The organism is Flagellimonas sp., assembly GCF_965215805.1.
Classification (GTDB): domain Bacteria; phylum Bacteroidota; class Bacteroidia; order Flavobacteriales; family Flavobacteriaceae; genus Flagellimonas.
In genome coordinates this window covers 2,084,461-2,100,061 of the sequence record NZ_OZ244124.1, presented here as the reverse complement: position 1 = coordinate 2,100,061, position 15,601 = coordinate 2,084,461, and the positions used below count along the sequence as shown (strand labels likewise).

At 42.0% G+C, this 15,601-nt stretch carries 14 protein-coding genes; 6 read left to right on the top strand and 8 right to left on the bottom strand.

The annotated features are described in order from the left end of the window. Positions 1–44: 44 nt before the first annotated feature. The 3 genes from ACOOE0_RS09250 to ACOOE0_RS09240 are packed head-to-tail and all read right to left on the bottom strand — an operon-like array spanning position 45 to position 3,518. The gene (locus ACOOE0_RS09250) at positions 45–563 is read right to left on the bottom strand and encodes a gamma carbonic anhydrase family protein (RefSeq protein WP_420402182.1); all 519 of its coding nucleotides are present in this window, start codon (positions 561–563) and stop codon (positions 45–47) included. Between the two features lie 13 nt (positions 564–576). Further along, the gene (locus ACOOE0_RS09245; protein WP_420402181.1) at positions 577–1,308 is read right to left on the bottom strand and encodes a LytR/AlgR family response regulator transcription factor; all 732 of its coding nucleotides are present in this window, start codon (positions 1,306–1,308) and stop codon (positions 577–579) included. Beyond that, a complete protein-coding gene (locus tag ACOOE0_RS09240; protein ID WP_420402180.1) occupies positions 1,308–3,518 on the bottom strand; it encodes a histidine kinase in 2,211 nt (736 codons plus the stop codon). The genes ACOOE0_RS09245 and ACOOE0_RS09240 overlap by 1 nt, the downstream gene beginning before the upstream one ends. A 208-nt stretch (positions 3,519–3,726) precedes the next feature. Between ACOOE0_RS09240 and ACOOE0_RS09235 the strand changes: the two genes are divergently transcribed. Beyond that, positions 3,727–4,569 (top strand): DUF4349 domain-containing protein, encoded by an 843-nt coding sequence (locus tag ACOOE0_RS09235; protein ID WP_420402179.1) that lies wholly within the window; start codon positions 3,727–3,729, stop codon positions 4,567–4,569. 11 nt (positions 4,570–4,580) lie between these two features. After that, positions 4,581–5,750, top strand: coding sequence for a VWA domain-containing protein (locus tag ACOOE0_RS09230; protein WP_420402178.1), 1,170 nt, complete (start codon positions 4,581–4,583; stop codon positions 5,748–5,750). A gap of 50 nt (positions 5,751–5,800) precedes the next feature. Here ACOOE0_RS09230 and ACOOE0_RS09225 read toward each other — a convergent pair whose 3' ends face one another. After that, complete coding sequence (locus tag ACOOE0_RS09225; protein ID WP_420402177.1) at positions 5,801–6,796, bottom strand: type IX secretion system membrane protein PorP/SprF; 996 nt, start codon at positions 6,794–6,796, stop codon at positions 5,801–5,803. Positions 6,797–6,920: 124 nt separating this feature from the next. On the opposite strand from ACOOE0_RS09225, the gene ACOOE0_RS09220 reads away from it, so the two are divergent. From ACOOE0_RS09220 to ACOOE0_RS09205, 4 genes are all read left to right on the top strand, one after another. Continuing rightward, positions 6,921–7,817 (top strand): NifU family protein, encoded by an 897-nt coding sequence (locus ACOOE0_RS09220; RefSeq protein ID WP_420402176.1) that lies wholly within the window; start codon positions 6,921–6,923, stop codon positions 7,815–7,817. Between the two features lie 70 nt (positions 7,818–7,887). Further along, the gene (locus ACOOE0_RS09215; protein ID WP_136466086.1) at positions 7,888–8,088 is read left to right on the top strand and encodes a dodecin family protein; all 201 of its coding nucleotides are present in this window, start codon (positions 7,888–7,890) and stop codon (positions 8,086–8,088) included. A 62-nt stretch (positions 8,089–8,150) separates the two neighbouring features. Beyond that, positions 8,151–10,262, top strand: a complete 2,112-nt coding sequence (locus tag ACOOE0_RS09210; RefSeq protein ID WP_420402175.1) for a thioredoxin domain-containing protein — start codon at positions 8,151–8,153, stop codon at positions 10,260–10,262. Between the two features lie 21 nt (positions 10,263–10,283). Continuing rightward, positions 10,284–11,105, top strand: coding sequence for a mechanosensitive ion channel family protein (locus tag ACOOE0_RS09205; protein WP_420402174.1), 822 nt, complete (start codon positions 10,284–10,286; stop codon positions 11,103–11,105). Here the strand turns inward: ACOOE0_RS09205 and tsaB are convergent. The 4 genes from tsaB to ACOOE0_RS09185 are packed head-to-tail and all read right to left on the bottom strand — an operon-like array spanning position 11,102 to position 15,546. Continuing rightward, positions 11,102–11,779, bottom strand: coding sequence for a tRNA (adenosine(37)-N6)-threonylcarbamoyltransferase complex dimerization subunit type 1 TsaB (tsaB, locus tag ACOOE0_RS09200; protein ID WP_420402173.1), 678 nt, complete (start codon positions 11,777–11,779; stop codon positions 11,102–11,104). The two genes, ACOOE0_RS09205 and tsaB, sit on opposite strands and share 4 nt — an antisense overlap. A gap of 16 nt (positions 11,780–11,795) precedes the next feature. Then, positions 11,796–13,145 (bottom strand): TolC family protein, encoded by a 1,350-nt coding sequence (locus tag ACOOE0_RS09195; RefSeq protein ID WP_420402172.1) that lies wholly within the window; start codon positions 13,143–13,145, stop codon positions 11,796–11,798. 40 nt (positions 13,146–13,185) lie between these two features. Continuing rightward, positions 13,186–14,301, bottom strand: a complete 1,116-nt coding sequence (locus ACOOE0_RS09190) for an efflux RND transporter periplasmic adaptor subunit (RefSeq protein ID WP_420402171.1) — start codon at positions 14,299–14,301, stop codon at positions 13,186–13,188. 45 nt (positions 14,302–14,346) lie between these two features. After that, a complete protein-coding gene (locus ACOOE0_RS09185) occupies positions 14,347–15,546 on the bottom strand; it encodes an ABC transporter permease (RefSeq protein WP_420402170.1) in 1,200 nt (399 codons plus the stop codon). Positions 15,547–15,601 lie beyond the last annotated feature (55 nt).

Below are 15,601 nucleotides of genomic sequence, written 5' to 3'. Positions count from 1 at the left end.
ATAGGTTATGGGTTATGGGTTATGGGTTATGGGTTATGGGTACCTTAATCATTTTCTTTGAACCAACCTGAATACGTAACATAAGCGTTGGCAATACGATCAATCTCCCCTGAGCTGAGTTCGGGACTTATATCCTTGATTTTCTTAGCGGGCATTCCTGCATATATGCTTCCTGCCTCTACATGGGTTCCCTGGGTAACCACTGCACCTGCTGCTATTATGGAATTGCTTTCCACAACACAATTATCCATTATTATGCTCCCCATACCAACCAGCACATTGTCTTTAATGGTGCAGCCATGAACTAGTGCATTATGACCTATGGAAACATTGTTTCCAATGGTAGTTGCTGCTTTTTGATAGGTTCCATGAATCACGGCTCCATCCTGCACATTGACCTTGTCCCCCATTTTTATGTAGTTCACATCGCCCCTAACCACTGCATTAAACCAAATACTGCATTGGTCTCCCATGGTTACTTCCCCAACAATAGTGGCATTTTCCGCAATAAAGCAATCATCGCCAAATTCCGGGGTTTTACCCCTTACTGATTTTACAATCATAATTCTTTAATTCTTATTTAAAATAAGAGAGCAATGTAGCCTTTTTTGATGCTGAAACGGACAGTTCCTTTCCATTTGACAACACCACGCTCCCCCCTTTTCCTTTTTTGTACTTAACCACTTCAGCCACGTTGACCAAATAGGATTTATGTATTCGCGCAAAGGCATAGGAACTGAGGGCATCCTCAAAATATTTAAGGGTTTTGCTCACTAATATCTTCTTATGCTCCAGATAGATTTCCGTATAGTTGTCATCAGCCTTACAAAAATAGATATCACCCACTTCCAATACTTGAAACCCATCTTGTTGGGGCAAGGTAATTTTTCCTTCCGCCTTAATAGGTCCGGTATTGAGCACCCGTCCATCCAAAGCACTTTCCTTATCCTTGACCTCTTTTACGTAATCAACGGCCTTAATCAATTCGTCAATATTGATAGGCTTCATTAAATAATAAGCTGCATGGCTGTTCAAGGCATCCATGGCGTAATGGTTGTAAGCCGTAACAAAAACGGTCTCAAAAGTTCTGTCAGGTAGCTTGTCCAATAAATCAAAGGCATTTCCAAATGGCATTTCCACATCCAAAAAGACCATGTCAGGTTCCTTTTTCTTAATGAGCTCCAGCCCTTCGTCAATATTGGAAGCTTCCCCTAAAAGCTTCACTCCTTGGCAATACTTCGCCAGATAATTTCGCAGAATCTCCCTGCTATTGGCCTCATCCTCTACTAAAATTGCTGTCAAATCCATCAATCCTTTCTTAGATTTAAGGTAACTCTTGTTCCCGTTTGATCCTCCTTCAAATCCGCTATGGACACCTCCACCTTGTTCTTATACATATCGTTTAGAATTTGAATCCGTTTTTTAATGTTCCCCATTCCCTTGGACTTCTGCTTCTTTTGATTTTCTGTCTTTAATGCAGCCGACCTCTTTCTCCCAATCCCATCGTCCTCAATCACAATTTTCAACTTATCCTTGGTAACTTCACCCACATTAATTTTCAAAAAGCCCTTCTCCTCTTTATATCGAAGTCCATGCCAAATAGCATTTTCAATATAGGGCTGTAAGAGCATTGGCGGAATCTCAAAAGCCTCTACATCAATTTTATCATCAATTTCTATGGAAAAATCAAACTTGTCCGAAAAACGGGAGTGTTCCAATTTTACATAGAGTTCCAAAAGTTCCAATTCCTTGGGCAAGGGGATAAAATCCTCTTCGGAATTTTCCAAAACACTCCGCATAAGCACAGAAAAATCGCTTAAGAAGCGGTTGGCGCTCCGCTCATCACTCTTAGCAATAAAGTTGTTCACGGAATTAAGCGCATTGAAGATAAAATGGGGGTTCATTTGGGTTCGAAGCGACTTCAGTGCCAAAAGATTGTTGGCCAATTTTTGCTGCTGATTGTTTCTATAGAACAGAAATGCCGTCAAGGCCATCAATACCATTCCAAAAATCAGGGAGTAAATGATCCATTTTTGCCTTTTGCTGGCTTCCTCAAACAATTGCTGCTCTGTTAAGGCCAGGCTATACTTGCTTTGCGATAATTCCCTTTCTTGCTCTAAGCTGGATATGCGGTTTTGTTTGGTGGCTATTTCCCGGTTCAATCGGGCTGCCCTTGAAATCTCTTGCTCTTTTCTTGCATACAAACTGTCCACGACCGCCACATAATCTTGATAGGTTTCCAAGGCTTTGGCAAAATCACCCTTATATCGGTATGCTTCGGACAATCTTCTTGTAGCATCCTTTTGCACAACCAAATCGTCCTCACTGTCCGCCTCAACGATACTCTTTTGAAGATAGGGTATGGCCTCATCCAGTTTATCCTGCGCTATGTACGCCCGACCAATCTTATAATTTATTTGCTGGGAAGTGATAGAATCCGGCAGTCCGGCAGCGGCATTATCTTTATTAACGGAAACACTGGGAAGTTGCTGTAGCTCATTCAAACTCTGCTTGCGCAATTGAATCTCATCCTCATAACGATTTTTCTCGTTATAGAAATCCGCCACTTTCTCATTTTCCTGGATTTGGCGTTCCGGAGCCACTTTTTTGGAGAGATTCAAGGAGTTGGCAAAAAATCCTTCCGCCTCAACAAGCCTGTTGTCCCTGGCATAGGCGTCTGCAATCTTAGAGTTTAGATCAATTACTTTAGGGGAAATCTGATTTTTTTCGGCTATTTGAAGTCCTTCTTGATAGAATTCCAGTGCTTTTTGAACATTTCCCAAGCCTTTGTTGGCATCTCCCAATCCTTCGTAAATTTCAATTCGTTGATAGGGCACCAGTCCATTGACATCTACCAATGGTGCCAGCATGGACTCGCCATTCCCAAATTCCCCATTTAAAATATGGGCCCGGCCCAAAAGCAACTCTGTTTTTACAGTCCTTCTAGCCGCAAGGGCATCCTTGAAACTGCTTATGGCCAAATCGTATTGCTGATGATATAAATAAATTTCGCCCAGCGCCGTCAACGAATTGGAGAGTTCTGTTTTGTTTCCCCGTTTACCCAATTGGGAAATGGATTGTGCGATGAAGTCGATACTCTTTTCCAGATCGGTTCTTTTATATTGGTTGGCTGAATCCAAAAAACGCTGATGGCCTTCCACTTTTCTGGAAATTGAGCTTGACTTTTTCTCTTTTCTACTGCTTCTAGAGGGGGCATAGCCTTCAACCAATACGTCCACATCCTCATCGGAGGTAATCCGATGCCTTGCAGTTTCAAACTCACCGCTTTCAAAAATGAGGAGATCGCCAATAGCCGCCCTGATTCTGAACTCTCCCAGACTGTTGGTGGTGGTATAATACCCCGAATCCGTGGACACGTCCACACCAGAAATGGGCTCATAGTTCTCCTTGCCCTTTACAGAGCCTTTGATCTGCACCCAATTTCGTTCATTCTGCTGCCCGAAACCCATGCTGGTAAAAGCCAAAGCAAGAATTAATATAATATGACGGTGTCCCATTTCTTTATTACTCCTGTAAACTTAGTTCATCCCGAGCTTTTTAAAAAATGACATTCCCTTTAAAACAGGCAATTTTGAGGCCTTTTTCCCCGCGTTACAAAATGGTTTGCCCTGCTCCCTCACTAAAGTGACCTGTTTACTCATTCTGGATTTTAATTCAAAAAAGTTGGAAATAGTTTTACCCCATTCATCAGCTAAATTGTTGCAAATGACCAAGTATCGCAAAATAAAAAAAACAGTATTCCTGCTAAGTTTTGGATTGGTTCTACTATTCCTATTTAAGTTGATTCAAGGATATACCAAACCCACTTACAATGATTCCTATATGCATTCCGATATGCTCATGGAAGTCCCTTTGGAAATTGGAATGCGTAAAAATTATGCTACCACAAAATACCCTTCTACAAATCATTCGGCTATAAAAGTCGATCAGAAATATGAAAAAATAGCGGATATCGATGCAACCACCCATCAGTTTGATCAGGATGAAAAACAACTAAAAACACAGATTGAATCTTTAAAAGGACTTATTCAGTTTGAAAACAAAACGGGAAACGAGGGAAATCGTCGCCTTTATCTGGTAATTGGTGTTCCTCCAAAAAATTTCGACGAACTATACTATAAGCTTATTGAAATTGGAAGCATCACCTCCAAAGAAATTACCAAAAAAGACAAAACCAACGAATACAACGAACTTAAAGCAAAGCGAGCCTCACTGACCAAAACCAAACAATCCTTGGAAGACCTGAAGCTGAAGAGCGGTAAAATCAACGAATACATGCTCTTGGAAAACAGGATTCTTGAGATTGAACAACAGCTTCAAGAGCTGGGTGTGAGTCTAGGCAGTTTTGATTCTGAAAATGAGTTTTGTACTGTCAAATTTGAGCTGTCCGAGCGTCGGCCCTTACAAATAGAACACTTACAAATCATTAAAAATGCCCTAGAATGGAGCATCATCACATATTTAAAGATCATGTTGATTTTGACCGTAATCGCACTGTTCTCATATCTCGTGGTTTTGATCATCGAAAAAATTAAAAACAATTTCTAAAACATTGTACTATGAAACATTTGAAACACCTATTTGGAATAGCCCTTATGACAATGGCAACCGGAACACTATATGGTTGCAATCTTAAGGCACATCAACCGGAAACTGCTGCTTTGGTTACCTCCGCGGTAGTTGAAAAGCCAGCAAAGCAATATGTAAAAATAGCCCTGTTATTGGATACCAGTAACAGTATGGACGGACTTATTAACCAGGCAAAAGCACAACTTTGGGACATTGTAAACGAATTTACCCATGCCCGTTGCGGAAACGAGACCCGCCCATTGCTTCAAATTGCACTTTATGAGTACGGCAATGATAATTTGGCTTCGAGTGAAGGCTATATCCGTCAAGTGCTGGGATTCAGTGAAGACTTGGATGAGATTTCCGCAAAACTGTTTTCCCTGACCACCAATGGCGGGGAAGAGTTCTGTGGAGAAGTTATTCAAACCTCATTAAAGCAATTGGAATGGGGTAAAAATGCGGATGACCTTAAAATGATATTCATTGCGGGGAACGAGCCCTTTACCCAAGGAAAATTGAACTATAAGGATGCCGCCCACAATGCCAAGGAAAACGACGTTATAGTAAACACCATCTTTTGTGGCAACTACGAACAAGGCATCTCCACGAAATGGAAAAATGGTGCCATCTTGACCGGCGGTGAGTATATGGCCATTGATCATAACAGACAGGTGGTCCATATTGAAACTCCTTATGACGATATCATTATTCAACTCAATTCCAAGCTCAACAAAACCTATGTTTCCTACGGATACCTTGGTGCCCAAAAGGAAGCTGCACAGGCGGCGCAAGATATGAGGGCGAATGAAATGAACAAGGGTGTTGCCGTAAAACGGTCGGTAAGCAAAAGCTCCAGGCTTTATAAAAACTCCAAGTGGGATTTGGTGGACGCCATTGAAGAGGACGAGATGGAAGTTTCCGAAATAGCTGTGGAAGACCTGCCCAAGGAACTTCAGGGCAAATCAGAGAAGGAAATCAAAGAATATGTGGAAGGCAAAAAAGAGGAGCGTGAAAAGATCCAGAAGCAAATCCAGGATTTGAACATAAAGCGTGAGGCCTATATCGCCAAAAATCAAAAAGAAGAGACTGGAGAGCTGGAAAATGCGCTGTTATCGGCCATTAAAAACCAGGCAGCCAAGAAAAACTACAAGTGGGATTAGTTTGTGTTGATTGTAGTTAAGGTGGTCCATCCTAACCGATGGGCCATTTTTTAGTTATTGGCGGCGGGACAATAACAATCGTAGCGTTTGCTTTGATCATTCTGTCCAAATTCGTAGCCCAAGGTAATTTGATGAAATCCACCATTGTCAAAACGAATGTCCCCTGATTGGTAAGAATAGTTATAGGAGAACAAAAATTGGTTCCAGTTTACCCCTACAATGGGCGTGAACAACTGTAAACGTTGCTCTCCAAATCCGCCATTGGTCTGGAATTGTGCACCATCAAAGCTTCGTCTATAGGAAAGTCCGGCCCAAACGGTACCAAAACTCACATCTTTATACACTTTGGCGTTGATATCCACTGTCTTTTCACGGGTAAAATCTGTTAGCTGGAACAAAATGGAGGGTTCAATCCTCGTTTTTCTCCCAAAAATATATCCTGCTGAAATTAAATATCTTCTGAGGTTATCAAATTCTTCAACGGTATAAAGGTCCCGTCCGCTACCCAAAACGTTTAAAACAGCAAAGTGCGCGTAGAACTCCATATAGTTGTAGGAAGCTCCCAAATCAACATTAAAATAACTGACCGTATTCTTGGTCCCGGTTACCACCGGATCTGGAATAATGGATCTGAACTCGGTTTCGTCCAAACTGCTTAAAATTACCCCAGCACTAAGTCCCAACGAAATCTGGTTCAAAGTCCTAAAATCCCCACCCAACTGTAGATGTTGGGCAAATGTGCCCTTAAATCCTGTTTGGGAGTGATAACCGTTGCTATCATTGAACAAAATGGCACCAATTCCGCTACGATCCCCAACCCTAGAATTAAAGTTCAAGGTCTGCAAACTGGGTGCTTCATCCACGTTGAACCATTGTTTTCTTGCCGTAAGCCTGATCTTGGTTCCTTCCGCTATACCAGCCATTGAAGGATACACTAAATAGTAGTTGTCCGCCAAATAATCAAAATAAACGGGGATGCCCTCTTGGGCCTTAGCGGAAAGCCCTATGGTAAGGGCAACGATCAGTGAGGTTACATAGCGTCTCATGCAGTGTTTGGGGCTATAGTTGGGGTTTAAAGGTAATCAAACATTTAAATAACGCCCTCCGGCATACATTATTATATATTTTGCCCCTCATCTTTACTTTGGTATTTTTGTACAAATTTTGGCTATGAAGGAATATAACATCACGGTTGTACCCACCAACAACCCAAAAATCATAAAATTTGAGGCAAATCAGTTCCTTGCAAAAGGCAATTATGAGCTCAAAAACATAGACGAGGCAAAGAATTCACCTTTGGCCCAACAACTTTTCTACCTTCCTTTTATTAAGACGGTATATATCTCTGGAAATTTCATTGCCCTAGAGCGATTTGATATTGTGGAGTGGGAAGATGTCAAGGATGAAGTGGCCCAACAATTGGTGGAATATCTAAACGACGGCCAGCCGGTGATTCTTGAGGAGGAAGTGCAAAAGAAACAGCCCATTACCGTTTATGCCGAGGTTACACCCAACCCGGGAGTTATGAAGTTTGTTTCCAATAAAAAAATAGTACCCGCAACTTACGAGTTCAAGAATATAGACGAGGCCAAGGATAGTCCGCTTGCACAAGAACTTTTTCACTTTCCCTTTGTCAAGGAGGTATTTTTGGATGAAAACTATGTTTCCGTGACCAAATTTGACATCGCTGAATGGGATACGGTGACTATGGAAGTACGCGAATTTATCAGGGATTTTTTGGCCAATGGCAAAGAAGTGATTTCTGCGGAAAGTATTCAAAAATCCAAAGAAAACGCAAGTCAAAACCAAGCGCAAACGGCTTATGATGACACTTCCAAACAAATTATTGACATCTTGGACGAGTACGTAAAGCCAGCGGTAGCCAGTGATGGAGGCAATATCCTATTTCAGTCCTATGAAGCTGATAGCAAAACGGTCAACGTTATCCTCCAAGGTGCCTGTAGTGGTTGTCCATCATCCACATTCACCCTTAAGAACGGTATTGAAACCATGTTAAAAAACATGATGGGTGACAAGGTAAACGAAGTGGTCGCCATCAACGGTTGATTTCAAGCTCCCCTGCCATAGGTGTGGTCAATTTTTGTTAAATTGAATAAATTTAAAATCATTAACTATTATGGCAGTATTAAAAGTAATCGAAGTATTGGCCAACTCGGATGAAAGTTGGGAACAAGCGGCAAAAAATGCGCTGGATCAGGCATCAAAGTCGGTAAAAAACATACGTTCTGTTTACATTAACGAGCAAAGTGCTTCCGTTAAAGATGGCAAAATTGATGAATACAGAGTCAATGTAAAGATTACCTTTGAGGTAAAATAATCAAAGGGCAAGAAAACAATGCGCCCTTTATGGGCGCTTTTTTTATGTCCAAAAGAATTGTTATGATCAAAAGAATTATCCTTTTATCGGTGATAATTTCACTGAACCAGGGCTGCACCCAAAAAACCAGTAAAGTGACCCATAAACACACCAATGCCTTAATCAATGAAACCAGTCCCTATCTGCTTCAACATGCGCACAATCCGGTGAATTGGGAAGCTTGGCGGCCCGAAGTGCTGGAAAGGGCCAAAAAGGAGGATAAACCCTTGCTCATAAGTATTGGCTATTCATCCTGCCACTGGTGCCATGTTATGGAGAAAGAGTGTTTTGAGGATGAGGAAGTGGCCCAAATGATGAACGACAACTTCATCAACATAAAAATTGATCGGGAGGAAAGACCCGATGTGGACCAGATTTACATGGACGCCATTACCATGATGTCCGGAAATGGCGGATGGCCTCTAAACATAGTTGCCCTACCAGACGGTAGACCCTTTTGGGGAGCCACCTATGTGCCCAAGGACAATTGGATAAAATCCCTTCAACAACTCATCGACCTATACCAAAATGATAAATCCAGGATAGTCAAGTATGCAACAGATCTATCCAATGGAATCAACGCCATTAATTTGGTGGAGCATAAACCCGATTCCGGTTTATTTACCATGGAGCAACTGGATGCTTCTGTGGAGAATTGGGCCAGGCATTTTGACAACTTTTTGGGAGGCTATAAACGGGCTCCAAAGTTCATGATGCCCAACAATTGGGATTTTTTGATGCATTATGCCGAAACCAACAACAAACCTGAACTCATGGAGCAGGTGGATGTTACCTTAAGGCGTATTGCCTTTGGTGGTGTTTTTGATCATGTTGGTGGCGGCTTTTCCAGATACGCAGTGGATACCAAATGGCACGTTCCCCATTTTGAAAAAATGCTTTATGACAATGGCCCCATGACCAGCTTATATGCCCGTGCCTATGCTGTCACCAAAAATGAGCTGTATCTGGATGTAGTTGAACGGACCATTGCCTTTGTGCAAGAGGAACTATTGGATGAAAATGGCGGATTCTACTCTTCGTTGGATGCGGACAGTCTTGATGAAAACGGCGAATTGGAGGAAGGTGCCTACTACGTATGGACCAAAGAACAACTTGGTCAACTCCTTGGAGCTGATTTTGAGGTTTTCAAGGATTATTACAACATCAACTCCTATGGCCTGTGGGAACACGGTAATTATGTGCTGATTCGGGATAAAGAGGATGCTGAAATAGCCGAAAAACACAACATTTCTGTGGAAGAACTAAAGCAGAAAATGCAAAATGCCCAACAAATCCTGAAAAAGGAACGTGCCAAACGCTCCAAACCTAGATTGGATGATAAAATCCTCACTTCCTGGAACGGCCTTATGTTAAGTGGATTGATTGATGCGCATCGGTACTTGGGAAACCAGGAATACTTGGATATGGCACTGAAAAATGCCGAATTTCTTGAAAAGGAAATGATCAAAGACGATTATTCCCTATTTAGAAACCATAAGGATGGTAAAAGTGACATTGATGCGTTTTTGGAAGACTATGCCATTATAAGTGAAGCTTTTTTATCGCTATACGAGGTAACTTTTGACGAAAAATGGTTGAATCACTCCAAAAAGTTGGTGGAATATGCCAAAGTTCACTTTTTGGACCCAAAATCGGGAATGTTCTTTTATACTTCGGATGCGGACACCTCGCTTATCCGACGATCCATTGAGACCGTTGACAAGGAAATTTCCTCATCCAATTCCATCATGGCGAAAAATCTCCTCAAATTCCACAAACTATATCCAGATGAAGGCTATGGGGACATGGCCAAGCAAATGCTTAAAAATGTACAGGACGATTTTGTGGAAAGTGCGCAGGGATATGCCAATTGGATGAACTTGGTCCTTTTTGAGAATCAGAATTTCTACGAGATTGCCGTAGTTGGGGAGAACTATAAAACCCTTGGAAAGGAAATCAGTAAGACCTACATTCCCAATAGTATTTTGGTGGGATCCGCCAAGGATGGCCCTGTAGAACTATTGACCAATAGATATGCCGAAGGAGAAACCTTTGTGTATGTTTGTATAGAAGGTACTTGCAAACTTCCAGTGCAAACGGCAGACAAGGCCGTGGCGCTAATCAACAACCCATAAATTTTTTATCCACTTCACGTTATGAAACAACTCAGGGATTTTGAGCAACATTTAGAGCATGCCATAGAATGGTTTTGGGGCTTCATGCCCAATCTGATATTGGCCGTTGTCATATTTTTTGTTGGATTTTGGATCGTTCGGTTGATCAACAAAATGGTACACCGATTTTTTGAACGGAAAGACTATGACCCCACCCTGGAAAGCTTTCTTCAGAGTTTTATAAGCATAGCCCTAAAAGTGCTACTTTTTGTTGTTGTGGTAACCCAGTTAGGGGTCAAATCATCCTCCTTGGTGGCCATGGTCGGTGCCGCGGGATTGGCCATTGGTCTGGCACTACAAGGTTCGTTGGCCAACTTTGCCGGTGGTGTACTGATTTTGGTTTTCAAACCCTTTAAAGTTGGGGATTGGATTTCCGCCCAAGGGCAGGAAGGTAGTGTAAAACAAATCAGCATCTTTAGTACCAAGCTCAATACCTTTGGCAATCAGGTGGCCATCATACCCAACGGACAGTTGTCCAACGGCAGTATTGTAAACTACAATATGGAAAATACTCGGCGTGATAAATTTGATGTGGGTATTGGATACGGCTCCGATATTAAAAAAGCCAAGGAAATTTTATTGCAAATCTGCGCGGATAACCCAGATATTTTAACCGACCCCATTCCCGAAGTGTATGTCGGAAACCTTGGGGATAGTTCCGTTGATCTTACATTGCGTTTTTGGGCAAACAACGATGTATTCTGGCCAGCACATTTTTATGTCATTGAGGAAACCAAACTTCGTTTTGACCAGGCGGGAATAGAAATTCCATTCCCACAAAGAGTGGTTCACGAAGGGGATTAAGCTTTTTTCTTGGTTTGCAACACGAAATCCTTAAGGTAATAGGGCTCAAAGTAGGCCACATCCTCAAATTCCTTAGCTTGAAACTTGGTGTAAGCCAATTCGGACATTTCCTTTGCTGATGGAACCACTTTGGTATGAAATTGAAAATTGAAATACTGAAGTACCTCTTTGCATTTTTCTGCTCCGCTCCCAACCAGATGTACTTTTTTGAAGTCGGCAAACTCGCTAAAGGTTTGGTCATCAACTACCTCTGCCCTTGTTTCACGGACTTCTTCTCCTTGAGCATCGAAAACAGCGGAATACACTTCCATGCGCCTGGCATCCAAAACAGGAATGGCAAGCTCACCTGCTTTGAGTTCCACTTGTAAAGCCATTCCTTGCAGTGTAGGAATGGAAATCAAGGGAATATCCAGCGAAAAACAGAGCCCTTTGGCCGCGGAGACCCCAATCCGAAGTCCCGTGTACGAACCAGGGCCCTTGCTCACGGCAATGGCATCCAGGTCTGAAAAAGACAAAGAAGCCTCTTCCAAGGCTTCTTTTATAAATACGTGCAACTGCTCTGAATGGGAATAGTTTATTGCATTATTCTCCTTTAAGCACAGGATTTCCTTTCCTTTGGAAATGCTTACAGAACAATTGGTCGTTGCGGTTTCTAAATTGAGTATTATGGCCATAGCGGCCACAAAGATACTAGTTTAGGGAAATGGGTATACCAAAGTAGAACTCCAAAATTTTCAATCTAAAGATATAGTCGTATTTGGTACGAATTACATCCGCTTCTGCGTTGTCCACCCTGGATTGCGCTTGACTAAAATCAAATGCATTCATCAAACCCACATTAAAACGTTCCTTGGCATAATCATAGGCCAATCTTCGGGCTTCCAAAGTTTTTTCTGCAGCTTCGTAAGCCTTAAAAAAGGTGGTAACGTCTACGTAAGCTTGCTGGATGTTGGTTTCCAAATCCAACTTATCCTGCTCAAACTGCAATTTGGCCTTTTCCAGATTGATTTGGGAACGTTTTACGTTGTTTCGAGTACTCCAACCATTAAAAATGGGAACATTCAACTGGGCGCCATAGGAAACCCCATCAAAAATCCACAACTGATCAGTGAAACTTGGCGTAAAAGGCACCCCATTCTGATCGGGGATTTGGGTTACGTCAGAATATCTTGTCCCATATTGGAAAAATGCCGACAATGTAGGGTAATAGGCTCCTTTCGAGATTTTTAAATCTTCTTCCGCAAGTTTTACGTTGGACTCCGAAAACTTAATATCATTTCTAAAACCCAAGGCTTTGTCAAAAATGACTTTGGCAGAGTTGTTCAAAATGTCCGATGGTGGAATCTCAAACTCCTCATCGGCTATATCAAAATTTTCGTAATCCGTAATTTGAAGCAGCTGTGCCAAATTGATTCTGGCAATCAAAACCAGACTCTCCCCATTTACAATTTGCTGCTCTTGATTGGCTGCAGTGGCCTCAATTTCCAACAAGTCCCCTCTAGGCACCACCCCGGATTCCACCAACTCCTCGGTTCGTTTCAAATCCTGTTCGGTAACTGCATATTGGGCCCTAAAGGTCTTTAACTGCTCTTTATTGGAAATTACCTGCAAATATGCATTGGCCACATTTAAGCGAATATCGTCTTTCAAATCGTCCAACCTATACTGACTGGCAATAGCGTTCAATTTGGCCCTCTCCAACTGGCGCATATTACGCAAGCCGTCAAACAGGGTTACATTGGAACTCAACGATCCATTTACGTTGAAAGCTGTACTGTTGGTGGGCAGGTTATTTGTTGGATTAATGGAAAAACCCGTGTTACTTGAGATTGTGGACGACCCATTTAAATTGGGAAGCATATTGCCAATGGCATCCGACTTATCAATTTTGGCACTTTCCAAGTCCAATTCAAACTGTTCAATGGTCAAGTTGTTCTCCACAGCAAATGTTACACATTCCTGCAGGGTCCACTTTTTCATTTGAGCGTTGGTGGCGAGCATGGCAAAAAATGCCATGATCACTGTGATCTTAAATTTCATTCGTTTTTTGATTTTTTGATTGATTATTGTTTGGCCCACTCTAGGAATCATCCTCATCGCTCTTCTTCTCCAATTTGTTCCAAACCTTTATTTTGTCTCCTTCCTCGATTCCGGAAACCACTTCTACATCAATGCCATCACTAACACCCAACTCCAAATCCTTTCGCTCAAATTCATTCTCACTCACTTCTATTTCCACATAGGGTTTTTCTGTTTCCTTATCAAATTGCAACAATGCTTCCTTGATGGCCAGAACATCCTTCTTTTCTTCCAAAACAATGGAGGCATTGGCACTGTATCCCGCTCTTACATAAGTGCTGTCATTTACCACCAAATCACCTTCTATTTTAAACTGAACGGCACCTTCTTCCTCTACTCCTTTGGGGGCAATAAACTTAAGTTCTGCATCAAATTTGTTCTTTTCCAAGGCACCCAAGCTAATTTCCAAGGGCATTCCAACGCTAAGTTTGCCTACCTCAGCCTCATCCACTTCCCCTTCAAAGATCATTTTGGTCATGTCCGCAATAGTGGCAATGGTTGTTCCATCGTTGAAGTTATTACTTTGGATGACCTGATCTCCTTCTTCCACAGGGATTTCCAATATGGTTCCAGATACCGTAGCCCTAATATTGGTATTGGCGCTTGAGGATCCACCCGCAGAACCTATTCTGATGATCTGATAATCGGCTCGGGAATTGGTAAGTTCCTGCACTGCCTGATCATACGTCAACTTTTGATTGTTGAAATCTTGGCTCGAAATAACGCCTTTGTCAAACAAGGCTTTGTTGCGATCAAATTCGATTTTGGCATTGTTCAAAGCCAATTCTGCATTTCTTACCCTTCCCGCTGCTTGGTTCAAGGATTGCTCATTGGGCACTACCTTAATGACAGCGATTAGATCACCGGCCTTAACGTCCACACCTTCTTCCAGGTGTATCTTGTCAATGATCCCGGAAATCTGAGGTTTAATATTGATCTCATCTTCTGGAATAACCTTACCCGTAACAATAACTTTGTTTACAATGTCTTTGCGTTCCAAGGATTCCGTTTCATAAATCTGGGTTGGGGTACTATTTTGTTTAAGGAAATAAACCACAGCACCTAAAATTCCGACCGATACAATCGTGATTAACCCGTATTTTACGTATTTGTTCATTACTACTTATTTGATCGTTATCTAAATTATTTTTTCAATTTCAAGTTATTCTTCGCGCAAGGCTTCAATGGGACGCACTTTAATAGCTTTGATTGCTGGTATCAACCCAATCAACAAGCTTAGGAACACCATCCAAAAGAAGGAGAAACTAAACTGTCCGATACTCACCATGGGCTTGACAAAGGGAAAATCTTCCCCACTTCCCCAAAGCGAATCCAGGACAGCCAGAATTCCGACAGAAATAGCAAATCCAACCAATCCGGCAAATGAAGTCAACACCACAGCTTCCATCAAGATTTGCCTTAGTACCAATCTCGGGGTTGCACCCAAAGCTCTTCGCACTCCTATTTCCTTGGTCCGTTCCTTTACGGTAATCAATAGGATGTTACTAATGGCAATCACCCCTGCCAGTAAAGTGAGAAGTCCTACGAAGTATGAGAACCCCCTTAGTACCATGGTAAAGGAAGAAATGTTGTTGAATATCTCAGACATATCGAAGCTTCCAATGGCTCTCTCGTCATTGGGATGTATATCGTATTTGTTTTTGAGAATATCCTTAATCTTGCTTTCCACCACGGGAACCTTGGTATTGGGTTCTACCGCTATGGCCATCCACCCCATACGATCTCCAGAGTTAAAGGCTTTTTGAAAAGTTGTAAATGGGATAAAAACCGCATTCTCCCCATCAATATTGATATTGTTGTTGGGCTTATAGATGCCCACCACGGAGAAGAACACTCCATTGATCCTGATATCCTCACCAATCGCATCTTCACCTTTCTCAAACAAAAGTTTATAGGTTTCCTCTCCAATTACGCAGACTTTTTTGGAATTTTCAATGTCTGTTTGATTCAAAAAGCGCCCTTCGACCAACCTCTTTTTGGTGATATTATCGATTTCGGGATAATCGCCATACACGGAGGATCCGCTGGTTTGGCCCTTTCTGTATACTGTGACCACACTCCTGTGGCTTCCCAATTCGATTCTTGGTGCCAAAACCTCAATTTCAGGAATTTCCCTTTTAAGGATTTCCGCATCCTCAATTTTGTAACGAATCCTTCGCCCTCTTTCAAAACCCTTGTAAGGTTCAGAGGTAGACTGTCCCCAAACAAAAAGACTGTTGGACGCTGTACCTGCAAAAATTTTGTCGAATCCGTTGGTCATTCCATTGGAAGATCCCAAAAGCAGCATCAAAATGATCATGGCAAAGATGACCCCCAACATGGTCAAGAATGTGCGAAACATGTTCTTTCCCAAGGTGTGGAAAACTTCAATCCATAAATCTCTATCGAATAACCAC